Source organism: Streptomyces sp. NPDC052020 (assembly GCF_040680575.1).
Classification (GTDB): domain Bacteria; phylum Actinomycetota; class Actinomycetes; order Streptomycetales; family Streptomycetaceae; genus Streptomyces.
Map to the genome: position 1 here is coordinate 193,598 of NZ_JBFAWY010000005.1, position 23,080 is coordinate 216,677.

General features: G+C 72.6%; 13 protein-coding genes. 9 read left to right on the forward strand and 4 right to left on the reverse strand.

Annotation, left to right across the window (positions count from 1 at the left end; all coding sequences use genetic code 11):
* Positions 1–43: 43 nt before the first annotated feature.
* Together AB0L74_RS06855 and AB0L74_RS06860 are read right to left on the reverse strand one after the other, a co-directional pair.
* Positions 44–2,377: a hypothetical protein gene (locus AB0L74_RS06855; protein WP_365646457.1), complete on the reverse strand. Its 2,334-nt coding sequence runs from the start codon at positions 2,375–2,377 to the stop codon at positions 44–46.
* An 886-nt stretch (positions 2,378–3,263) separates the two neighbouring features.
* Complete coding sequence (locus AB0L74_RS06860) at positions 3,264–4,316, reverse strand: saccharopine dehydrogenase NADP-binding domain-containing protein (protein ID WP_365646460.1); 1,053 nt, start codon at positions 4,314–4,316, stop codon at positions 3,264–3,266.
* Between the two features lie 152 nt (positions 4,317–4,468).
* On the opposite strand from AB0L74_RS06860, the gene AB0L74_RS06865 reads away from it, so the two are divergent.
* The 4 genes from AB0L74_RS06865 to AB0L74_RS06880 all read left to right on the forward strand — a co-directional run bounded on the left by AB0L74_RS06865 (position 4,469) and on the right by AB0L74_RS06880 (position 11,547).
* The gene (locus tag AB0L74_RS06865) at positions 4,469–5,467 is read left to right on the forward strand and encodes a helix-turn-helix domain-containing protein (protein ID WP_365646463.1); all 999 of its coding nucleotides are present in this window, start codon (positions 4,469–4,471) and stop codon (positions 5,465–5,467) included.
* Positions 5,468–5,765: 298 nt separating this feature from the next.
* On the forward strand, positions 5,766–8,444 hold the full coding sequence (locus AB0L74_RS06870) for an ABC transporter substrate-binding protein (protein ID WP_365646466.1): 2,679 nt from the start codon (positions 5,766–5,768) through the stop codon (positions 8,442–8,444).
* 413 nt (positions 8,445–8,857) lie between these two features.
* Entirely contained in the window at positions 8,858–10,144 is a 1,287-nt protein-coding gene (locus AB0L74_RS06875; RefSeq protein ID WP_365646469.1) for a phosphatase PAP2 family protein, read from the forward strand.
* 179 nt (positions 10,145–10,323) lie between these two features.
* The gene (locus AB0L74_RS06880; RefSeq protein WP_365646471.1) at positions 10,324–11,547 is read left to right on the forward strand and encodes an FG-GAP-like repeat-containing protein; all 1,224 of its coding nucleotides are present in this window, start codon (positions 10,324–10,326) and stop codon (positions 11,545–11,547) included.
* A gap of 96 nt (positions 11,548–11,643) precedes the next feature.
* Here AB0L74_RS06880 and AB0L74_RS06885 read toward each other — a convergent pair whose 3' ends face one another.
* The gene (locus AB0L74_RS06885; protein WP_365646474.1) at positions 11,644–14,886 is read right to left on the reverse strand and encodes an FG-GAP-like repeat-containing protein; all 3,243 of its coding nucleotides are present in this window, start codon (positions 14,884–14,886) and stop codon (positions 11,644–11,646) included.
* Positions 14,887–15,337: 451 nt separating this feature from the next.
* On the opposite strand from AB0L74_RS06885, the gene hisS reads away from it, so the two are divergent.
* Together hisS and AB0L74_RS06895 are read left to right on the forward strand one after the other, a co-directional pair.
* On the forward strand, positions 15,338–16,657 hold the full coding sequence (gene hisS, locus AB0L74_RS06890; RefSeq protein WP_365646476.1) for a histidine--tRNA ligase: 1,320 nt from the start codon (positions 15,338–15,340) through the stop codon (positions 16,655–16,657).
* 157 nt (positions 16,658–16,814) lie between these two features.
* Positions 16,815–17,645 carry an FkbM family methyltransferase gene (locus tag AB0L74_RS06895; RefSeq protein ID WP_365646479.1) on the forward strand — a complete coding sequence of 277 codons (831 nt, stop codon included), beginning with the start codon at positions 16,815–16,817 and terminating at the stop codon, positions 17,643–17,645.
* A 7-nt stretch (positions 17,646–17,652) separates the two neighbouring features.
* Here the strand turns inward: AB0L74_RS06895 and AB0L74_RS06900 are convergent, their stop codons facing one another.
* Positions 17,653–18,453 carry a LuxR C-terminal-related transcriptional regulator gene (locus AB0L74_RS06900; protein WP_365646482.1) on the reverse strand — a complete coding sequence of 267 codons (801 nt, stop codon included), beginning with the start codon at positions 18,451–18,453 and terminating at the stop codon, positions 17,653–17,655.
* 678 nt (positions 18,454–19,131) lie between these two features.
* On the opposite strand from AB0L74_RS06900, the gene AB0L74_RS06905 reads away from it, so the two are divergent.
* The 3 genes from AB0L74_RS06905 (at position 19,132) to AB0L74_RS06915 (ending at position 23,018) form a co-directional block, all read left to right on the forward strand.
* Positions 19,132–20,427 (forward strand): MFS transporter, encoded by a 1,296-nt coding sequence (locus AB0L74_RS06905; RefSeq protein ID WP_365646484.1) that lies wholly within the window; start codon positions 19,132–19,134, stop codon positions 20,425–20,427.
* Between the two features lie 25 nt (positions 20,428–20,452).
* Positions 20,453–21,670, forward strand: coding sequence for an ATP-grasp domain-containing protein (locus AB0L74_RS06910; RefSeq protein ID WP_365646487.1), 1,218 nt, complete (start codon positions 20,453–20,455; stop codon positions 21,668–21,670).
* A gap of 64 nt (positions 21,671–21,734) precedes the next feature.
* The gene (locus AB0L74_RS06915; protein ID WP_365646490.1) at positions 21,735–23,018 is read left to right on the forward strand and encodes an ATP-grasp domain-containing protein; all 1,284 of its coding nucleotides are present in this window, start codon (positions 21,735–21,737) and stop codon (positions 23,016–23,018) included.
* Positions 23,019–23,080 lie beyond the last annotated feature (62 nt).

A 23,080-nucleotide genomic window follows, 5' to 3' on the forward strand; every position in this document is an offset into this window, starting at 1 on the left:
GCAGTGTCCCCCCTGGGATGCGGATGCGACTGAACGGCACATGTCATGTGCCACCGATGATCACAAGCCTCTCACGGGACCGCGCACGTCTCATCAGGGTTTGCCGCCTCGCGTTCGACCCGCGTTCGAGGGGTCGCGGGTGCCCGTTTCCCCGGTGGGCGGTGTCTTGTCGCGGGGGCCGGAGGTGTCCAGACTCGTGGACAGGACTTCTTCCTGTGAGGGGGGACCGGATGAAGCGCATGACGGGGGCCGGCGCGGGAACGGCGAGGCCGTCCCGGTTACGGACGACGCTCCGGCGCGGCGGGGAGCACGACGGCAAGGACGTGGGCAAGGACGCCGGCATGGACGCCGGCGTGTTCACGTGGAGGTCGCGCAGGCGGTCCAGGGCCGCCGGGAGCAGACGGCGGCGCCGGGCCGCGTCGGCCTGCTGGACCAAGAGGAGCCCCGGGCCGCCGCCGGCCGGGTCCAGGGTCAGGAGCCGGACGATCGAGGCGCTGCTCACCTCGGGGACGAAGCACGCCCGCACGGCGGGGGCCCGCGGGGCGGCGCCGGGCGTGCCGCCGCCGGCCGCCCGGGCGTCCGCCCCGCGGGGGATGGTGAGGACGCAGCTGCCCCAGGGCGCGTTCACCAGGTAGACGAGCGGTGTGCCGCCGGTGGACCGCACGATGTCCGCCAGCTCGGTGGTGCGCAGGAAGTCCGCGAAGCCGGGGATCGCGCGGATCTCCCCGATCACCGTGCGCACGGCGCGCTCCGCCGCCGCCTGCGCCCCCGCCGCGAGGACGGTTCCCGCCGCGGGCCCGCCCGCCGGGGCGGCGGGCGCTCGCGCGGCCAGGGACCGGTACCGCTCGCGGGCCTGCCGGTAGCGGCGGGCCAGCGCGGGATCGGCCCGCTCCAGCGCCTCCAGGTCCACCGCGGCTCGCCCGGTCACCACCGACAGCTCGCAGGCCAGGCCGCGTTCGATCGCCACGACCGCCCGGTCCGGGTGCCCCGCGCGGGCCAGCAGGAAGGCGGCCCAGCGGGAGATCCCGGTCGCCTCGGCGAGCACGCTGCGGCGGCCGGCGGCGGTGACCTGGGCGTCGTACAGCGCGTGGACGGCGGTCAGCATGTCCGACGCCGCCTCGGCCGCGCCGGTCCAGTCTCCGGCGGCGGCCAGGGCGTCGAGCACCTCCCGGGCGATGGCGAGGTGCAGGGACGGGGAGACGCGCGGCGGCACGGCCGCCAGGGCCGCGCGGCGCAGCCGTACGCCCTCGGGGCCGCCGGGCCCGTCGAGGCGGTCGGTGGCCCGGGCGAGGAGCCAGGTGACGCGGCCGGTGTCGAGCAGGCCCGGGTGCCCGGCGTCCCACGCCAGTACGGCGGCGGCCGCGTCCCGGGCCCCGCGCGGGTCCGCCGGGTCGCGGGCGAGCAGCAGGTCGGCCAGGTTGCACTGCGTCTGCGACCACAGCACGGGGTCGTCGTCCGGGCGCAGGTGCCGCAGGGCGTCCCGGCAGCACCGCTCCGCCTGCCGCACGTCGTCCGGCCCGGCGCGCCGGTACAGCAGCAGTCCCAGGTTGAGCAGGGAGTACGCCCAGTCGACGCGGTCGCGCTCGGGGGACCTCTCCGCCAGACCGGCCCGGACGCGGCCGATGCCCGCGGTGAGATCGGCGGCGCCGCCGCCCGGGCGTTCGGCCAGCAGCAGCCCGTAGTTGGTCTGGATCCGCGCCCAGTGCTCGGGGTGGGCGCGGCGGTCGAGCCCGGCGGCACGGGTGAGCAGGTCACGGGCGGCCTCCCAGCGCTCCAGCCGGTCGCCGTCGTCCCGCAGGTGCTGGGCGGCGGCGAGGTTGTTCGCCACCTCGGCCCACTGCGGGCTGCCCTCGGGGAGCCGGGCCAGGGCGAGTCCCAGTACGCGCAGCGCCTCGGACAGGCCGGCGGCGTCGAGCCCGGTGCGTGCGGCGGCCACCAGGCGTTCGCCGAGTCTCGCGGCGAGTTCCGTCTCCACCTCCTCCTCGCCGAGCCGCCCGGCCAGTCCGAGCGCCTCGCGGGCGAGCGGGATCACGTCCGTGCCGGCGGCGGCCCGCACCTCGTGGTACATCGCGTACAGCCGGGCCCGCAGGCCACCGGCGAAGGCGCCCAGCGGCGCGGCGTAGCGGCCGATCGCCGTGCCGGGATCGACCCGGCCGCCGCACAGGTCGTCCAGGAGCCGCTGGCGTACGCGCAGCGCCGCTTCCAGCGGGGTGCCGGCGGCCGCGCGCAGCTCCTCCAGGCCCGCGTCGCGCACCAGGGTGCCGCCGGTCAGCTCGGGGTGCGCGCGGACCGGCTCGGCCAGCCGGTCCGGCAGGCCGGTCGTGACCGCGTGCAGCAGTTCCGCGACGCGGGTCCCGCTCCGGTCCTCCGCCCACACACTGGAGGAAGTGCCGGTAGTTGGCGACCGTCGGCGGCCCGTGGGGCGCCAGTTCCCGGCACGCCGCCTCGGGGTCCGCCAGGTCCCGGTCCACGTCCCGGCTCAGCACGAACGGCAGCAGCCTGCGGGGCAGCGGGATCACCTGCTCGGCGAGGGGCGCGCCGCGAAAGGCCCCGGCGGCCGCGGCCTGGCCCACCAGCTCGGCCGCGGTGGCCGAGGCGTCCCGCTGGAGCTCCGCGACGGAGGTCGCGAACAAGGCCGGCACCGCGGCCCCGGGGCGCAGCACCAGCAGCGGCGCCTCGATGTGCTCCCGTGCGCCGCAGCCGTCGCACGCGACCCAGCACAGACCGGGGCCGAAACCGTCCGGATCACCGGGGCCGCCGAGAACGTCGGCGCGCTCGCGGGCGTCGACGACGCGCCACACCGGAGCCTCGCACCCCCTGCCGCACTCCGCGCAGCGCCAGGCGTAGGACACTCTCACCGACACCGTCACCTTGAAGCCCCCGAGTACGTCGCCGCGTCCCGCGTGGTCCCAGTGTGCCTTTCGCCGGACGACCGGAAGGATCTAACGGGCAATCAACTGCGACTGGACGCCGCCGAGTCAGGGGTGCGCCGGCCCACCGCCCGGCCGGGCGCGGACGTCCGCCGGCCGGTCAGGGCCCGTTGTCAGTGCCCGCGGCTATGGTTCCCCACGCGCGGCCGGCTTCCGGGGGTTCCAGCTCTGAAGGGAATGGCTGCATCCCCGGTCTGTCTGGGGGCGGCCCGGGGAACGCGCCCGGGACCCAACCGACGACCGGGCTTCGTCGATGGCCAGGGGACGACCTGCCAGCGCCGGCCGCGCACCCGGCGTCGAGGCACCGGCACGCCCTGGGGCCGCCGGGACCGGTCAGGCACCGCCCGTTCGGGCGGCGGGCGGCAGGTCCACGGAGAGGTGCGCGGACAGCGCGCGGAGGAAGCCGGGCGCGTCGAAGATCTCCCCGGCGGAGGCCACACCGGCCGTCCTGGTCCGCCCCGTGAGGATGTGGTCCACCGCTTCCACGGCGAGCGGCGCGGTGACGGCGTAGATGTCCTGCCCCCGCGCCACGGCGCGCCGCTCACGGCCCCCGGAGCGTACGACGACGTCGACGAGGAAGGTCTGCGCGGAGCGTCCCCGCTCGTCGACCGCGGCCGGTGCCGGCGTGTCCGGGGCGGCGATGTCCCGGGCCGCCTCGACCGTCATGTAGGTGCGCACCTCGGGGATGGACAGGTGGCTGGGGACGGTGACGACGTCCGCCATCGTGAACTCCCCGATGACGGCCCGGGTGCCCATCGGGGAGGGGAAGGGCCACTCCAGGGCCGGCGGCTCGTCGTGGCGGTACTCCAGCCGCCCGTTCGCGTAGCGGACGCGCCGGCCGTCGCGCCGCCGCCGGGAGACCGCGCCCGCGGCCCGGGTCCCGGCGGTGGGGTGCCAGCTTTCCAGCCCGTAGGCGATGTGCGCCTCGTCGGCCGAGGTCCAGTCACCCATCGCGGCCGTGACCAGCAGGTCGCCGAGGCCGCCGTAGAAGGCCATCGCGGGGACGATCACCGCTCCCGCGGCACGGGCACGGTCCCCGAAGCGCGTGAACGTGTCGGCGTTGGCCTCGATCTCGGCCGCCACGTCCACGTACGGGATCCCGGCGCGCAGCGCCGCCTCGATCACCGGGGCGGCGGTCGTGGCGAAGGGCCCGGCACAGTTGACGACGGCCGCCGCGCCGGCCAGCGCGCGGTCCAGCGAGGCGGGGTCGTCGACGCTCGCCGGACGGACCTCGGCTCCGGCCCCGGAGGCCGCCAGCTCCTTCAGCCTGCCGGCGTCGCGGCCGGAGAGAACCGGTGTGAACCCGCGCTCCCGCATCTGTGCCACCACGAAGCGCCCGGTGTGCCCGTACGCGCCGTACACCGCCACCGTCGGTCCCGACCCCATGAATGTCCCCCTCGCCATCGAAATGATCCGCGGCGGTGATCCGCCGCAACGGCCCGCCGCGGTGATCCGCCGCGCTCCGTCGTGGACATCCTGTCGAGGCCGGGCGTCCCACCGTGAGTGTCCGGAACGCCGTGACCCATACAATTCCGGACGTGAAGACTGTCGCGCTGGCCGTCACCGACGGGATGCTGCACCTCGAACTCGCCCTGGCCTGCGAGGTGTTCGGCCCCGCTCCGGTCGCCGTAGAGGGCCCCTGGTACGACCTGGTCCTCTGCGGGCCGGAGGCCGTGCGGGCCGGCCGGTTCCGGCTGGAACCCGACCACGGCCTCGACCGGCTGGCGCACGCCGACACCGTGATCGTCCCGGGCTGGGCCGACGTCGACGCGGAGCCGCCCGCCGCTCTGGCCGACGCGGTGCGCGCGGCCCACGAGGCGGGCGCGCGGGTGGTCTCCCTGTGCACGGGCGCCTTCGTCCTGGCCGCCGCCGGCCTGCTGGACGGGAGGCGGGCGACCACCCACTGGGCGCACACCCGGGCCCTGGCGGACCGCCATCCCCGGGTGACGGTGGACCCGGACGTGCTCTACGTGGACAACGGCAGCGTCCTCACCTCCGCCGGCAAGGCGGCCGCCATGGACCTGTGCCTGCACCTGGTCCGCCTCGACCACGGCGCGTCGGTCGCCAACGCCGTCGCCCGCCGCCTCGTCGTACCGCCGCACCGGGACGGCGGCCAGGCGCAGTTCGTCTCCACCCCGGTGCCGGACCCGGCCGGCCATCCGCTCGCCGGCCTGTTCCCCTGGGTGCTCGCACGGCTCGACCAGCCGCTGACCGTGGAGGACCTGGCCCGCCAGGCCCGCACGAGCTCCCGCAACCTGGGCCGCCACTTCCGGGCGGTGACCGGCACCACCCCGCTGCGATGGCTGCTGTCCCAGCGGATCCGCCACGCCCAGGAACTGCTGGAGACCACCGACGACAGCGTCGACGCCATCGCGACGGCCACCGGCATGGGCACCGCGACGACCCTGCGCCGCCACTTCAACCGCACGGTCGGCGTCCCCCCGGACACCTACCGCCGCACCTTCCGCGCCCGCGCCCTGCCCGGTCCGCGCGACGGCGGACCGCACCACCGAGCCCCCCGGCCGGCCGTCACGTGACGTAGCCCCGTCGCCTTCCCCGCGGCCCCGGGCGCCGGTCCGCGCGAGGGGCGGGCGGCATCCCGTCCCACCCATCCGGAGACCGGGACGCCGAGGGCCCTCCGGCCGCCGGGACGCTCCCGATGCCCCGTTGTGACCCCCGCCACAACGCGGCTATCCTCAACTTCCTCTTCTCGTCCTCGACGGCCTCGGCTCCACCGCCGTCTCCGACGTCGCACGCACGCAGCAGGTCGAGTCAGCCGGAGCCGGTGCCGTCCGCCGGCCCGTGCGCTGATCAGTGAACACGGGGGAGTTCCACATGACCGCACCCATCGGCGACCCTAGATTTCCCAATGACCAGGCCATCGAGTTCGTACGGGAGTTCCGGGTCACCGTGGCCCCCGGGTACGAGAACCGGGCCAAGCTGAAGACCACGCCGCCGCTGTTCCTCCTGCGCGTGCCGCGGGCGTCGTACCGCGGCGGCGTGGACGGTGTCGTCACCGCCCTGACCGGAGCGCTGCGGCAGCGGGTGCCGTTCGCCCACCTGCCGGCCGGAACCGGGGAGGAGGCCGACGCCCGGCTGCTCTCCGTCAGCGCCGGAACGCAGCTGTACCGCAGTACGCCGCAGCACATGACCCCTCGCCGCTTCCCGCGCTTCCACATCATGTGCGACCTGGTGGAGTACATCAGGTCCAACCCGCAGGAGTGGGCGACCAACGCGAACCAGGAAGCCGGGCTGCGGCTGCACGCCGGGGAGCGGCGCGCCCACCGGGGCGGCCCGCTGGCCTTCACCAGGATGGAGGGCCCGTCGCTCGACGGGCTCGCCGGTTTCCTGGCCGGCCTCAGCTGGCTGTCGTTCGTCCAGCTGCTCCCCCGGTGGCTGTGGGCCCGCCGTATCTCCCGCAAGGTGATGCGGGGCTGGCTCGCGGCGGAACCGGTGGCCCAGGGCAGCGGCAACCTCTTCCGCGTGATGGACCGCGTGGCCGCCGAGCGCTCCGTCCAGCTCATGGACGACCCGGCCCACGAGGAGGCGCTCCAGGAGCTCGACTGGCTCGTCCTGCGCGCCCTGCTGGAGGACCTGCGCCGCCCCGCGATCGGCCGCATCCTGCCCGGCCGGCGCCGCAGGACCAGCCGCCCGGTGCTGTTCGTGGAACTGCCCCCGGCGGGAGAGCCGGGCGCCCGCGCCGCCGAGCGCTTCCTGCGGTCCCTGCGCCGCGCCCAGGCCACCGCCGGGCCGCCGGGCCCGCTCGTCATCGCCGTGGGCGTGCCCTCCGAGGAGCTGCTGCGGGAGCTGGGCGACCCGGTCGAGAGCACCTTCCCGGAGGCGAGCGTGCGCCTCGCCGACGACGGCGCCGCCGGCCAGCCCCCGGTCCTGGTCACCGTCTCCGAGGCCGCCCTGGCGGCGGGCGGCGTACCCGTCCTGCCCGTCCGGCCGAGGACGTTCCGGTTCAGCCGGTACGTGCCCACCGCGATCGTGGGCGGGGTGGCCGTACTCGCCCTGCTCGCCGCGGGACTGCTGCTCCCGCCCGTCTTCTTCCCGCCGTCGCGCGACTGCCTCGGCGGCACCGGCTCCGTGGCGGATTCCGCGCCCGCGGAGCCGGTCCCGGTGGAGACCACCGCCTGGTACAAGGCGGCCGTGAAGACCATCGAAGACCAGAACGCGCGCGCCGAGCAGTACGCCCGACAGGGCCGCACCGTGCGGACGGCCGTCGCCTTCGTGTCCGACCCGCCGACGACCGACGACGAGACACGCTTCGACGGAACCATCCCGGAGCTGCGCGGCATCGCGATGTGGCAGGAGAAGCTCAACCGCGAGGCCGCCGCCGACGACTCCCTCATCCCCCTGCGCGTGGAGGTCCGCGAGGCCGGTGTCGCCTTCCGCGACGCCGAGAAGGAGGCGAAGAGGCTCGTCGCGGAACTGGCGGACGACAAGCGCGTCCCGGAGTCCGAGCGCGTCATCGGCGTCCTGGGCTACGCGCAGAGCCGCGACGAGACCAAGGCGGCCCTCCAGGTCCTCGGCGAGGCGGGCGTCCCCACCATCGGCACCACCGCGACCGCCGACGAGATGCTCGACGGCTCCGCCGCGCACACCTACTGGCCGTCCACACCGTTCAATTCCCGCGAGGCGCGGATCGAGGCGGACTTCGCGGCCACGAAGAACATCGTCGCCGAGCCCGGCTCCGAGAACCGCTGCACCCCGGCCGACCACGCGATCGTGATCGAGAGCTCCGGCGACCTGTACAGCAACAGCCTCGCCCGCCGGTTCGTCGACGCCTTCGACGGTACCTACCAGGCGTTCGACTTCAACCAGGAAGGCGACTTCGGCCCCACCCCGCTGAGCGGAGCCGTCAGGCAGCCCGACGCCGCCCTGCTGGCACGGGAGCTCTGCGACGCGCTCGCGGACAAGCCGGACTCGGTGGTGTACTGGTCGGCCAGGGCCAAGGACTTCACCGCGCTCATCAACTCCATGGACACCGCCGGGACGTGCACCGCGCGCGACGTGACGGTGCTCGGCGGCAACGAGCTGACCAACGTGGCGCAGACCGGCGCCTTCGCCAACAAGGACTGGCTGCGTCTGTACTACTCCGCGCACCGGCTGCCGGCCGACGACCCGGCCGCCAGCGACCGGACCGTGCAGTTCGTGGCCGACTACGACGCCTACGTGAAGAACACCACCAAGGGCACGGACCCCTGGCGGCAGGACGGCCACTCCGCGGTCTCCTACGACGCCTTCCACGTCCTGTCGGAGGCGGTCCGCCAGGCCGGCCGGGCCGACCCGGACGTCGACCGCACCTCCGTCCGCCTGGTCCTCGGCACCGGCATCGCCTTCCACGGAGCCACCGGATACGTCTCCTACGACGGCGCCAACGCCCCGCCCCACGACAAGACCCTCGTCCTGCTGCGTCAGTCGGGCAACCAGCCCGAAGCGGTCCTCGCCTGCGGCGCCTACCGCCAGGGCCAGTCCAGCGAGGCCCAGGGCTCGCCCTGCGCGGGCTGACGCCGCCCGCGGCGTCCGGGATCATGGGCGTGCCGGCCGTCCGGCAACGCCCTGACGAGAGGCGGTAAGCGGCAGCAGGCAGCAGTGAGCCGCACTGAGTCGCAGTAAGCCGCAGTGAGCCGCAGTGAACCGCAGTAAGGAGGACAACCTCGCCGTGTCCGGGCCCGTCTAACCCGGCGCGGTGCGCGGCGTCATCCTGCGGCCCGTCCCGCACCGGTCAAGAACGCCACGGGCGGACCTCGGCGAACGCCACGGGCGGCCGTCGAGGACGTCACGGGCGAACCTCCAGTGCCTGAAAACCTAGTAAATCGGCTGAACAATTGATATCTGAAAAAACGCATATATCTACGCGAACGAGACGTGACGTCCTGTTCGCGGCGTGGCGCCGGTCACGGGCACCGCTGTGGGCCGCGGTGAGCGCGGCGGCCCTCGGTTTCCTCATCGCGCTGGAGATCGCCGCGCGCCACTACGGCCTGCCGGGGCCGATCACCAACCAGGCGCGGGAGGTGGTCCACCCTCCGGCATCGGGCCCTCTGCTGTACGCCGGCCTGGCGTTGACGATGGTCGTGCTCACCTGGCGGCAGCGGTTCCTCGCGGCCGGTGCCGCCATCGGCGTCGACATCGCCTTCTCGCTGGTGCGGTGGGCGCTCGACGCCGAGGTCACCGAAGGCCACTCCTTCGGCAACGGCGCGCTGTGGGTGATCCTGGGCTGCGCGGTCATCGCCGTCACGCGCCGCACGGGCCGGGAACGGGTCCTGCTGCTGAAGGGTGTCGGCCTGGGCCTGCTGCTGGTGGCCGGCCGCAAGACGGGTGATGCCTGGCTGCTGATCACCTCCAAGACCCGCCCGGAGGTGCTCGACCCGTACGTGGCGACCGCCGATCACGCGCTGGGCAATCCGTCATGGGTGGTGGGCCGGATCGTCGCGGCCGCGGGCCCGGCAGGCGCCCAGGTGCTCGACTGGGTCTACGTTCAGCTGGCGGTGGCCGCGGTCGTCGTCGCGCTCTACCAGCTGCGCGACGTGGCGGCCGAGCGCCGCTTCCCGCGCCACCACCTGGTGCGCACCTTCCTGACCATCGGCCTCCTCGGGCCGGGCATCTACATGATCTTCCCGGTGGTGGGACCGGTCTTCACCTACGGCACCGGCGCCTTCGGCACCGGCGGTGAGGAGTGGGCCGTGGCCAACCTGTGGCCGGACACGCTCCCGCCGATCGGCACCCCGCACCCGGTGACCTACGACGAGGTCACCCCCCGCAACTGCATGCCCAGCCTGCACACGGCGTGGGCCACCGCGATCTTCCTCCATTCCCGCACGGGACCGCGGTTCCTGCGCTGTGCAGGAACGTTTTGGCTCATCGCCACGCTCGGCGCGACGCTGGGTTTCGGCTACCACTACGGCATCGACCTCCTGGCCGGCGTGGTCTTCACGCTCACGATCGAGACGGCGCTGCGCTCGCTCGACCGCGGCTGGGACCGGTCGGGGATCCGGTTGGCCGTGCACGGGACGGTGGTCTTCGCCGCGCTCTTGTTGTCGGCGCGCTATCTGGCGGTGCCGATGGCCGGACATCCGTGGGTGTGCGGACCGCTGCTCCTCCTGGCGACGGCGTCGGTGGTCCACGGCTATGTACGGACCACGAAACGGTGGGAGACGAAGGCACCGGCCCCGGCGAGGCGACCGGAACCGCGACTCGAAACGGTGTGAGGTGCCCAGCACCAGGGGTCCGGCGCCCGGCGCCCGGCAACACGGGGCCGTGGGCGGGGCGCCTGCGGGCCACCCGAGGTGGCCGGGGCGCCCCGCGCGGACCGGTGATCGCGTTGGCGGGATATCGTCCATCCGCGGCGCGTTGAGCGTCTCTCCGCGCCGCGTCAGGGAGGGAATACATGCGCACACCCCTGCTCCGACGCCTGGCCACGCTGGCCACGGCGCTGGGGCTCACCTCGCTCGGGCTCCTCGGCGCGGGCGCGTCGCCCGCACAGGCGGCGATCGGCGACTGCCCGTCGGGTTACTTCTGTGCCTGGAAGACGTACGACGGCACCGGCACCATGTTCAAGACGAACACCGACAAGGCGACGCTCGGGAGCTGGGACAACACCTTCCGGGCGGTCGTGAACCGCACCTCCAGGTACGCCTGCCTGTACGACGACCCGAACTACGGCGAGACCTCCGGCGGCGCCGACGTGTGGGCCCCCGACCCCGCGGGCACCGAGTGGGGCAACGGGGGCGGCGCCGTCAGCTCGGTGAAGTTCGTCCCCAGCGCCCGGGAGTGCTCCTCCCCGGCCTACCCGGACTGGTACGCGACACCCGCCCCCCGGGCGGCGGGCTTCGGTGACCTGAACGGCGACCGCCGGTCCGATCTCCTCGTCCGGGACAAGGCGGGCCGGCTGTGGCTGCTGCCCGGTGACACCACCGGGCGGATGGTGGGCACGGGCGGCTGGAACGCCATGAACGCCCTCGTCCGGCACGGTGACTTCAGCGGCGACGGCCGCGAGGACGTCATCGCCCGCGAGGCGTCCACCGGCAAGCTGTGGCTCTACCCCGGCACGGGCACCGGCTCCGTCGGCTCCCGCAAGCTGATCGGCACCGGCGGCTGGAACGCCATGAGCCGGATCACCGCCGTCGGCGACCTGACCGGCGACCGCCGCTCCGACCTGCTCACGGTCGAGAAGGCCACCGGCAAGCTGTGGCTCTACCCCGGCACCTCCGCCGGCACCCTCGGCTCCCGCAAGCTGATCGGCACCGGCGGCTGGAACGCCATGAACGCGCTCGCCGGCGTCGGCGACGCCAACGGCGACGGCCACCCCGACCTGTACGCCCGTGAGGCGTCCACCGGGAAGCTGTGGCTCTACCCCGGCCGCACCGGCGCCCTCGGCGGACGCGTCCTGGTCGGCAACGGCGGCTGGAACGCCATGGCCGCCCTTCTGGGAGTGGGCGACGTCACCGGCGACGGCCGCTCCGACCTCGTCACCACCACCACCGGCAACTACGTCGGGGAAGAGTGCCGGGGCGCCGGCTGCCTGCTCGTGTACGCGGGCCGCGGCACCGGCGCGCTGGAGCGGGGAGTCGTGACCGGCACCGACTGGTGGAACCTGAACGGCGCCTTCTGAGCCGCGGACGGAACCCGCTGACCGCACCGAACAGCGCGAGGCGCTCGACCGGAACCCTCCAGCCGAGCGCCTCGCGCGTACGTGGGCGTCAGAACGTCAGAACAGGCCCTTGAACCCGTTCCAGCCGCCGGTGCCGATCAGTACCCGGCCGCCGTACGTACCGGCCCCCGTGGAGGCGTACCGCCACAGCTTCCCGGCGGTGTCCCGCGCCAGCAGATCGGCGCGTCCGTCCCCGGACAGGTCACCGGTGCCGACGAGAGCGGAGTAGCCGCCCCACCCGCCGCCGACCCGCACCCGCGGGGTCACGCCACCGGTGGAGGTCCCGTAGTACCGCCACAGCACACCGGCGGAGTCGAGCCCGAGCAGGTCGCCACGCCCGTCACCGTTCAGGTCCCCGGCCCCGGCGATCCGCTTGTACAGCTTCCAGTTGGTCTGGATCCGCACCCGGGGCTTCAGCCGGTGATCGGCCGTCCCGGCGTAGAAGTAGATGTCGCCGGTAGACGCCTGGCGGGCGATCAGGTCGACGAATCCGTCCCCGTTCACATCACCCGGCGACGTCAGCTGGTCGTACTGGGCCCAGCCGGCGCCGATCGGCGTGTACGGCGACGAGGCGGTGACGATCTTCCCGCACCCCGGCCGGTAGGCCCGCAGCTGGTCGCCCACCCGGACGAGCACATCGGCGCACCGGTCGCCGTCCACGTCCCCGACGGGCACGAGCACGGAGCCGGCGGCGAACGTGTCGCCGGAAGCGGCGATCCGGGACGACAGCGCGCCGGTCCCGGTGCCCCGGTACAGCGACACGGCCCCGGCCGTGTCCGTCGCCAGCAGGTCGCCGAACCCGTCGTCACCGGCCATGTCGCGCCACACGGCGGCACCGCCGGTCACCGGCACCGTCCCGGAGGCGGAGAGGTCCGCCTGGACGCCGTCGGCGGGCTTCGCGGTCAGGGTCCAGGTGTAAGCACCGTTCGGGACGTACGCCCCGGCCGCGTCCCTGCCGTCCCACGACGGAGCGACCAGACCCCGGGCCTCCCCGCCGGACAGCGTCCGCACGGTCTTGCCGGTCGCCTTGTTCTTCAGCGTCAGCGACCACGACGCCGCCGGCTTCGACAGCCACCAACGCGGCTTCCACGCGCCGGCCTTGATGTCCAGGGCGGGCGTGTCGGCGTCGATGACGGCGATCCGGGAGGCCGGGACGCCCGACGGGACGATCCGCACCCGGCGGTCCGCACCCGTGTAGGCGACGTGACCGCCGAAGCGGTCGACGGTCCACCCGGACCGGCGCCCGGTCCGGTCCCCCAGCTCGGCGGCGGTGACGACCACCCGCCGCGGCAGGTCCGCCTCCGTGCCGCCGGCCGGGAGGCCGTTGTGCAGGTCGACGAGGGTGAGGCCGGCCGCGTCCGAGTGGCGGACCAGGTAGCCGTCGCCGAGGAGCGACTTGGCGGCACCGAGCCTCAGGGAGCGCTTGGCCTGCCGGTCGTAGACACCGCCGCCCCTGTAGTTGGGCCAGGAGTCGTCGCACTGCCAGTACACCCAGCGGCCCACGGCCTGGAGCTCGCGGGGGACGCACCCCGCGTCGAAGCTCTCAACCGCGGCACTGGTCGACAGGTTCTTCGCCGCCACCGTGGTCGGCAGGCCCGAGCCGGGGTCGTCCCAGCTGCCGTCGGCGCTCCACAGGGTGTCGCCCCAGACGGAGGCCGCGACCGGCTCCCGCTTCATGAGCACGCTCCCGGCGTCGCCGTCCTTGAAGTGGAGGACCGCCTGCTGACCGCCCCACGCCTGGTCCACGACACCGAACCGGCCCGAGAGGTCGACGAGTTCCGGGCTGCCGAGTCCGGAGGTCACCCGCGGCCCCCAGGAGGCGGCGCCGTTGCGGTAGAGCATGGTGACGTCCTGCTCGGTTCCGGCCTTGCGGCCGTGGTGTCCGTCACCGCTCGCGAACATGGTCACGCAGTAGCCGCTCTCGGCGTCGCCGCAGTCGCTGTCGCGGCCCGCCACGAGGCCGTCGACGGTCGAGTTCAGCTCCTCGGGGCGGCCGGAGGTCTTCAGCCAGGTGCTCCGGTAGCCGCCGACGTAGGTGTGCGGCATGAAGAGCTGCGAGTCGTCGGCCGTGGTGAGAATGCCGCTGCCCAGCGAGATACCGGCCGGCTCGGCCTCCCGGTCCTCGATGTCCGCGAGGCGCTTGCGGGCGATGGTGCCGTCCGCGGCGGGGGTGAGGAGGTAGTACCCCCAGTCGAGGGGGCCGCGGTCGGTCTCCTCCTCCGCGCCGGTCACCAGGAGGGAGCCGTCGGGCGTGCGGTGCAGGGTGGGGGAGGCGACGTCCAGCAGGGGCTCCAGCAGCGTCCCGTCGAGGTCGTGCAGGAACAGCTTGTTGCCCCGGTACTCGTTGTTGCCCGGGTTCGGCCGGGAGACGGTGACGAGGCCGCCGGCGAAGGGCCGGACGGTGTCGTCGTAGGAGATGTCCCGCAGGTCGAGGGTGGTGGGCTCCGCGTCCAGGTCGTCCCGGCGGTACACCTGGGCGGCGTAGGGCTCCGGGGCGCCGAGGTGGAAGACGGTGTCCCGGTCGAAGGAGACGCTCTCGCCGTGCGTGGCGAGCGCCTTCACGGCGCCGGTGGCGAGGTCGACGACCCACCACCCCTGGGACATGGTGGTGTCCTCCCACTTGATCGCGCGGACGGCGACGGACCGGGCGTCGCCCTCGCCGACCGAGAGGTTCCAGCCCTCCGGCAGACCCTCCAGCCTCTGGTCCCGCACCTCGCCGTTCTCCACGCGCAGCAGGTGCAGGCCCGTCGCGGCGTTCTCCGGACCGGTCCGGGTGATGACGGTGTCGCCGTAGGTGGCGACGTACGTCTGGCCGTCCGGGATCGGGACCGTGACCGCCGGCCCGCCGTCGGCCACCCGCTGGAGCGTCACGTGCGGGGCCGGGGACGGCGAGTAGAGGGCGACGGTGTCGGAGCCGTGGCCGAAGTCCGCCGGGTACGCGGAGAAACGGAAGTCGTCCACGTCGTAGGAGAGGGGCTCGGGCAGCCGGTGGTCGAGGACGGTCGTCGCACCGGTGGCGTAGTCGATCCAGCGGAGCCGGTCGTCGCCCTCCTGGGCGGTGAGGAAGCCGGTCTCGCCGGCGTTCAGGACGATGGTGGCGCGGGGCACGAAGCGCGCGCCCGGGCTGATGACGACGGGATCGGACAACGCGCCGGGGGTTTCGGCGGCGGCCGTCCCCGTGGCGGCGGCCGTCCCCGCGGCGGTGCCTGTTGCGGCGGTCACGGCGAGCGTGACGGTGAGAGCGATACGGCCGAGCGCATGCCGGTGGCGCCGGGCCCGCCCGTTCAGCGGACGATTCACGAAAGAGTCCCTCCCCAGGGCAGTCGACGCAAGGGGGGCGCTCATGGAACCGCCGCTCATCCCCGCGCGAGCAGGGCGACAGTAGCAGGGGGAATCACCACAGGACAGCCGGGTTTCGAACCCGTTCAAGCGCCGACGGCGCTCCGCACCGGCGCCGCCGGCGGCCTCCGCCGCCGCGGCGCCGATGCCGGCGTCCCGCACCCCGGGCCCGCCTTGTGGGCGCCGGCGAGCGCCACACCGATCCCGCTCGGGCGCGATCCGGCGGGTCCCCGGTCAGGCCGGCCCGGCGAGGCGGTCGTCCCCCCGGTGGACGGCCGGCGGCCTCGTCCGGACCGGCACGTACCATGATTCGGTTCCCCGCGAAGGACGTTGACGTAGACAGGACGGTGTGTACCCAGGGTTCTGTGACGTCCATCCGTCCCTGTATCTCGTATCAAGGAAAGCGGCACAGATGACCGACCAGCAGATGGTCCGCCCAGCGGCAATCAGTGGCTTCCCCGAGTGGCTCCCCGAGGTGCGGATCGTGGAGCAGCATTGGCTCGACGTGGTCCGGGCCGGCTTCGAGAGGTACGGGTTCTGTTCCGTCGAGACGCCGTCCGTCGAGTCCCTCGACGTGCTGATGGCGAAGGGCGAGACGTCGCAGGAGGTCTACACGCTGCGGCGTTTGCAAGAGGACGCCGCGGACTCCTCGGACTCCCGGCTCGGTCTGCACTTCGACCTGACCGTGCCGTTCGCCCGTTATGTGGCGCAGCACTTCAACGATCTCGTGTTCCCGTTCAAGCGCTACCAGATCCAGCGGGTATGGCGCGGTGAACGGGCTCAGGAGGGCCGTTTCAGGGAGTTCACCCAGTGTGACATCGACGTCATCAACATCGACCACGTGCCGCTGCACTTCGACGCGGAGCTGCCGCGGGTCATCCACGACGTGATGACGGGCCTGGACCTTCCCGAGTGGGCTCTCGGCATCAACAACCGCAAGGTTCTCCAGGGTTTCTACCAGGGACTGGGCATCGACGATCCGCTGGAGGTCATCCGTACCGTCGACAAGCTGGACAAGATCGGCGCCAAGGGGGTCGGCGAGCTGCTCTCGGTCAAGGTGGGGCTGACCGACCGGCAGGTCGGAGCCTGCCTGGAACTCGCCTCCGTGCGTGCCACGCACGCCACCGTCACGGATGCCGTGCGGGCCGTGGGAGTGCGTTCCGACCTCCTCGCCGAAGGGCTGGACGAGCTGGCGTTCGTCATGGACTCGCTGCGGGATCTGCCCGAGGGCAGCGTGGTGGCGGACCTGTCCATCGCCCGGGGTCTCGACTACTACACGGGGACCGTCTACGAGGGGAAGTTCAAGGACTGGCCGAACTACGGCAGCATCTGCTCCGGCGGCCGGTACGAGAACCTGGCGGGGTCCTTCATCCGCCGCAGCCTGCCCGGCATCGGCATGTCGATCGGTCTGACCCGCATCTTCGCCAAGCTGCTCGCCGAGGGCCTGGTGACGACGGGTCCGTCGTCCCCGAGTGACGTGCTGGTGGTGCTGCCCTCGGACGAGCGCCGCGCCGCCGCCGCCGAGGTGGCCGGCAGGCTGCGCGGCCGGGGCCTGAACGTCGAGCTGTACCACCAGGCGGACAAGGTGGCGAAGCAGATCCGGTACGCCTCCCGCAAGGGCATCCCGTTCGTCTGGTTCCCCCCGTTCTCCGAGGACCGGGAACACGAGGTCAAGGACCTCGCCACGGGCGAACAGCGCAGCGCCGACCCGGAGACGTGGCAGCGTTCCTGACGCGCATGCCGCCCGCGGAGCGGGACACCGCGGACCTGGCGTGTTCCCGACATGGCAGGTTTGGGACGCCTGCAAGGCTGGAAGCGGGTGGGGCGTTCGCCAAGGATGGGGTCGGGACGCCGAGGGCGTCCGTTGACTCTCTCCAGGGCTGGTGCGCATGATGCGGGAATTCACACAGGTCGACATCGAGACCGGGTGGGGCGCGCGGCTGACGGTCTTGCGGGAGGACGCCAGCCATTACGGTGACGTGCTGACCTCCGGAGTGAGCTGGGAGCACGAGACCAGGCTGCTGCGCCTGCTCACGAGGCCGGGGGCGACGGTGCTGGACGTGGGCGCCAACTACGGCTACACCGCCTCGCTCTTCGCCCACCACGTGGGCCGGCACGGGCGGGTCGTCTCCATGGAGCCGGAGCCCGTGATGGCCGGGCTGCTCGCACGGAACATGGCCGCGAACGGTCACGACAACGTCGAGATCGTGGCGGCGGCCGCCGGGGCGGCGCCGGGCAGTCTGGAGCTGTGGCGGAGCGCGACGAACCTCGCCTGCCACGCGCTCAACCCCAGTCTGGTGCCCGCCCCGGTGGACTCCGTGACAGTGCCCGTGATCACGCTGGACGACGTGTGCGCGGACCGCCTCGCCGGACGGACTTTGGACCTGCTCAAGCTGGACGTGGAGGGCTGGGAGCTGGAGGCGCTCAAGGGTGCCCGAGGCGTGCTGGAGACGGCCCGCCCCGACATCTGGCTGGAATTCTGGCCGGACGGTCTGCGCGCCAACGGGCACGACCCCGCGGATCTCCTGGGGCTCCTCCGTGCCATCGGCTACGACCTCACCGGTCACGATCTCGTGACCGGTGAGGAGGTGCCTGCCGCCGGGGACGCGGCGATCGACTACTGCGACGCGGCCGGCGAGGTCCTGCGGGCGGAGGGCCGGACCGATCTGTACGGCATCGTCTACCTCCACGCCCGGCACCCGGGCCGCCAGGCCGCGTAAGCGGGGTTCAGCCGGCCAGGCTCTGGAGGGAGGACTCCGTGATGTCCAGTACGCCGGCACGCGTGAGTTTCACCGCCGCCTGGAAGCGGGTCTGCACGCTCAGCCGGTCCAGCAGCTGCGAGATCTTGCGGCTCAGCGTGCGGGTGGAGACGCCGAGCTGCCTGGCGATCGCCTCGTCCTTCGTTCCCATCGCCATCATGTGGATGACCATCTTCTCGGACGGGCTGAGCAGATGGCTGACCTCCTGCCGCTCGGAGGATGCGGTCAGCGGTGCGGCGGCGGCCCAGTGGAACCGGAACACGGCGCGCAGCGCTCCGATCACCTGGTGGCTGCGGATGGCGAACGCGCCCCGCGCGGTGTCCTGGGGGTCGATCGGGAGGATGGCGAGGTCGTCGTCGATCACGAGCATGCGCAACGGCACGGCGGGAGCGACGCGTACGTCCGCCCCGTGCCGGCCGACCTCGGTGAGGTACTCGTGCAGATGCGGCACCGCGGCCAGGTGGTGGGCGTAGATCGCCTGGAGGCGGACTCCCTGCTGGAGCGCGGCGACATCGCGGTGGATCATCTGGTCCACGAGCTCCACGGGCGGTACCCCGCCGGGGTGCATGGCCTGTTCCTGCACCCTGGCCTCCAGCGTGTGCTCCTCGATGTAGTCGTTCACCGCGGCCCCGCTGGGCAGCAGATCGATGGTCGCCTCGGGGCTCGGTCCGGTATGCAGCGGGAACTCCCGCAGCAGGGCCAGGATCTGTTCCTGACGATGCGCCCGTTCCCGGATCCACCCCTCGGTGAGTTCCCGTTCGAGTGACATGAGGCGCGAGAGGGCATTCCCGGGCCGCACTACCTGGTATCCGGACGGGTGGGAAGGGGCCGGTAGCAGAAGCCCCATCTCTTTCAGGCGCCGGATCGCCTGCTCCGCTTCCAGGGGTGAGCACGCCATTTCCTCGGCCACGTCATCTGGTTCCCACGAACATCGGCCGCGCGCGGTGCGATACAACACCTGGCTCAACGCCTCTGCGGAATCGGTGCCTGCTCCCATGAACAACCCCCCTTGAATACGTCTCGTATTCATTGCCGGCCCTCCGGACGGGGCCGGCATTCCTGCTGGCCGGGGCGCCAACGGCCCCGGCGGTCGCCCGTGACAGTACACCAACCATCTGCGTTTTTTAAGTGTTTGTTGCGGATTCAACTTTACTTCCGGTGTGTGGCACCTCCTTCCCGGTGCGGCGGGTGCTGCCTGGGGTGTCTCGGATCGTGAGATGTCCTGCCGTCGTGTCCGGCAGGCGCCAAGGCGAAAGGACGAAGTCGAGAAAGCTGGACCCGCCCCTCTTTCTCGGGCGATGATTTCGTCACCGAGCGGGGAGCCGCCCGGTGTTCCGAAAAAGGCAGTCCAATGCGCAAGGAGGAATGATGCAACTTCTTATCAATGGCTGGTGGTAAACGCCCGGCGAATCTCAGGCGGTCTGTTGGAAATCTGATGGGGGAAACGGTGGAAGGTGTACTGGGCAAGCGGTATTGGACCCTGTGGTCTTCCGCCACGCTCGCGAACCTGGGCGACGGGATGCGTATCGTGGCGCTCCCCCTTATCGCTTATTCCGTCAGTGACGACCCCGTCGACATCACCTTGATCGCGGTATTCGCCGCCCTGCCGGGGCTGCTCGTCGGTCCGCTCGCCGGCGTCATGGTCGACCGTCTCGACCGGAGAGGGGTGATCGCGGTGGCCCACGGCCTGCGCGCCCTGCTGGTCCTGGCGTTCGCGCTGCTGGTTCAGGACGGAGAGACCGACCTCCTTTCCGTCTACGCACTGGCCGTGCTGCTCCCGCTGCTGGAGGTGTTCGCCGACAGCGCCGCACAGCCGCTTCTCGCGGAGCTGCTTCCGGAACGGCTACTGGAGAGGGGCAACTCGCGCCTCTTCATCGCACGCATGCTCGCCCAGGACGTCCTGGGCTCCCCGGTCGCGGGATTCCTCATCGGGGTGTCGGCGAGCCTGCCGTTCCTCGCCAACGGGGCCACCTTCGCGGGCGCCATGGTTCTCGTCCTCATGGTGCGCGGGCCCGCCGCGCCCGTCACGGGCCGACCCGGTGCCCGGCCGCGCATCCGGACGGGGACCATCCGCTCCGCTGCCTCCGGGGTCGGCCGCGACCTGCGCGAGGGGGTCGCCGCCATCTGGCACACGCCTCTGGTCCGTGCCATCGCGCTGACCTCCGCGGCCCTGAACTTCGTCCTGCTCACCGGGTCGGCCCTGCTGGTCGTCTACGCCAAGCAGGACCTGCGGCTGACGGACGAGGAATACGCCCTGCTGTTCACGGCGGCGGCCGTGGGCAGCGCCCTGGGCGGCTGGGTCGCGCCGCGCGTCGCCGCCCGGCTCGGCACGGGTCCGACCATGGTGCTGTCCCTGGTGGGCGTCGGCATGTCGCGCGCCGCCTTCGGCTTGGCCCCGGGGCTCTGGCTCGCGCTCGGTTCCTTCTTCGCCATCGGCGCGGCCACCTTCGTCTACAACGTGGCGGTCACCTCGTACCTGCAACGGGTCACCCCGCACGCGCTGATCGGACGGGTGTACGCGACGACCCAGGCGGCGAGCTACGGAGCCGCCCTGCTCGCCGCCCTCACCGCCGGCGTCCTCGCCCAGGTCACCAGCGTCCGAACGATCATGCTCGCCGGCGGCATCGCCGCGATCGGGTGCGGCATCGCGTGCAGGTGGACGACGCCGCGGGAGCGCGGTCGGGACGAGGAAGGAACCCCCCTCCCGACCGTGCCCGGTGCCGACGGCCGACCCGAGAAGTGATCGACTGAACCGGAGAGATGCCCAGATGCCACAGTCTCAAGACGTACTCGTCCTTTCGAAGAGGTCCGCGGGCGGGGTCCGCCACGTGGCGGAGCTGCTCAGGAACCTCGGCAGGCGGCCGGTCCTGGTCTCGGAGAACCCCGACGACATCAACCGCGACGCGTGCGACGCCCATGTGGTCGTCGACTGGGACGGCGCGAGCCTCCCCCGGGCGGTGACGGCCGTCGAGGCCGCCGGTGTGACCCCAGCGGGCGTGGTCAACCTGGTCGATCCGCTCATCGGCTGGCAGGCCCGGCTCGCCCGGCACTACGGCTTGCCGGGCGGCGAAAGCGCACGCGAGGTGCTGGTCAGCAAGGCCGGGGTGCGGGCCGGGATGCGTCGTCTCGGGCTGTCCTCGCTCTGGTTCGACAGCGGCCGGGCAGGCGCGTACGACACCTCGGCGGTGCCCGCCTACCCGGTCGTCGTGAAGCCGTGTGTCGACTCGGGCGCCTCGCGGCTGGTGCGCCGGGCCGACGACGAGGAGGAGCTCGGGCGGCACCTGCGGGACATCGCCGGCGCGGCCGGACCGGATTTCGAGATCATCGTCGAGGAACACATCGACGGCGTCGAGATCTCGATCGACGGTCCCGTACTCGACGGCGAGTTCCACGGCCTGTTTCTCGCCGACAAGAGCGCGCGCGATGAGCGGCGCAACCACGACACCGGCGTGCTGGTCTCTCCGCTGCCCCCGGGCGGGGTACGGGCCGGCGCCGACACCGTGATCGGCAGGGTCAGCGCCCTGTGCGCGGACCTCGGACTGGCAAGGGGCTGGCTGCACGTCGAGGCCCGGGTGGCCGAGGACGGCTCCGCGGAACTGATCGAGATCAACCCCCGGGTCGCCGGCGGCGTGTATCCCGCCGCCATCCGGCGGACCTGCGGCATCGACGCGGTCGAACAGATGATCCTCATGGCGCTGGGCGAGGAGGACCCCGCTCTGCTGCGTACGGTGAAGCGCAACGACGAACTGGTCGGTCTCGTCAACGTCGAACCCCGCGAGGTGGGCTTGGTCGTCGACGCCACCCCGCTGGAGCGCATGACGCGGCTGCCCGGTGTGGTCGACGGGTACGTCTGGGACGGCTTCCGGGTCAGCTCCCTCGACCACGAGAACTTCTTCGCGGCGTTCCTGATCACCGCGGACAGCGAGCCGGCCCTGCGCGAGACGGCGGTTCGCGTCCTTTCGGAATTCTCCTTCCGGATCCAGTAGTCCGCCCCACCCGTCGGCCCGGTCCTTTTCCCCGCCCCCATCGCCTTCTCCGCCTGGATGTGCCATGCCTTCCTCCGCCGGACACCCTCACGTAGTCATCTGCAAATGGAGCGAACCGCTGGTCCGCTGCATGCTCGACCTCACCCCGCACGTCTTCCTCATCCTGGACCATTTCGACACCACGTTCATGAATCCCGACCGGGAACTCCTCACCCAGGTCGAGCGGGTGTACGAAATCAAGGACTTCGACTCCCTGGAGGAAATGGCGGCGGTCGCCACGGACCTCGTCGTGCGGGGGGTGGCCGTCGACCACATCGTGAGCTTCACCGAGTTCAGCCAGTTCGGCGCGGGATACCTCGGGGTGCTGCTCGGGCTGGCCGACGACCCCCTGTGGCACGTCTCCTTCCGCGACAAGCGGCTGATGAAGGAGCGTGTCCGCCGGGCCGGCGTCCCGACCGCCGACTGGGTCACGCTGGCCGATCCCTCCCGAGCCGACGACGTGGCCGCCGTACGCGACCGGCTCGCCTTCCCGATCGTGGTCAAGCCGGTGGCCGGCTCCGGGACCATCGGCGCGGTCAGGGTCGACCACCCGGACGAACTGCGGTCGGTGCTGGAGGGCATCGCGCCTGACCCGCATCTCAAGTCACACCAGCTCACGGCCGAGGAGTTCGTTGCCGGAAGCGAGTTGCACGTCGACGCGCTGTGGCACGACGGCCGTCCGCTCTACCTGCTCATCAGCACCTACTACCGCCCGCGACTGGCCCTGCTGGACCCCGACGCCGCACCCGGGCCCGACGGGACCCCGGAGGACGGCAGCTACCTCATCACCGAGGACGAGGCTCCGGAGTTGTACCGGCGCGTGACCAAGCTGCACCACGAGGTCAACTCGGCGCTGGGCATCACCCACGGCGCCACCCACCTGGAGCTCTTCGAACGGCCCGACGGCGAGCTGGTCTTCTCCGAGATCGCCTCCCGCATGGCGGGCGGCTGGATCGGCGCCGTGATCAGCGAGTACCTCGGCTACGAGATCCACACGGCCATCGCCCGTGCCACGGTGACCGGGCGGATCCCCGAGCCCCGTCCCAGCAAGCCCTGCCTCGGGGCACTCCATCTGCGCCCCCCGCGGGCGGGACGCATCGCGGCCATCCCGACCGTGGAGGACATGCTGGCGGTCGACGGCGTTCTGCGGGCGCAGCGGCTGCGCGGCGTCGGAGACCGTGTCGAACGGACCAACCCCTCCGAGTGGTGCGCCTTCGTGGTCCTGGGCGCCGACAGCCGCGAGGAGTACGAGGCACTCGCCCGCCGCGTCGCCGGCGAACTGAGGACCGAGGTCGAGCCCCTCGGCTGACCCCCTGCCACGCCGTCTCCCGGCAGGCACGAAGCCCCCTCATCCAACCTCCCACGAGCGAG

Bases quoted from the DNA above. Each gene is read 5' to 3' on its own strand.
- AB0L74_RS06860 (WP_365646460.1), bottom strand. From the start codon at position 4,316: ATGGGGTCGGGACCGACGGTGGCGGTGTACGGCGCGTACGGGCACACC.
- AB0L74_RS06870 (WP_365646466.1), top strand. From the start codon at position 5,766: ATGACCGCACCCATCGGCGACCCTAGATTTCCCAATGACCAGGCCATC.
- AB0L74_RS06880 (WP_365646471.1), top strand. From the start codon at position 10,324: ATGCGCACACCCCTGCTCCGACGCCTGGCCACGCTGGCCACGGCGCTG.
- hisS (WP_365646476.1), top strand. From the start codon at position 15,338: ATGACCGACCAGCAGATGGTCCGCCCAGCGGCAATCAGTGGCTTCCCC.
- AB0L74_RS06895 (WP_365646479.1), top strand. From the start codon at position 16,815: ATGATGCGGGAATTCACACAGGTCGACATCGAGACCGGGTGGGGCGCG.
- AB0L74_RS06900 (WP_365646482.1), bottom strand. From the start codon at position 18,453: ATGTCACTCGAACGGGAACTCACCGAGGGGTGGATCCGGGAACGGGCG.
- AB0L74_RS06910 (WP_365646487.1), top strand. From the start codon at position 20,453: ATGCCACAGTCTCAAGACGTACTCGTCCTTTCGAAGAGGTCCGCGGGC.
- AB0L74_RS06915 (WP_365646490.1), top strand. From the start codon at position 21,735: ATGCCTTCCTCCGCCGGACACCCTCACGTAGTCATCTGCAAATGGAGC.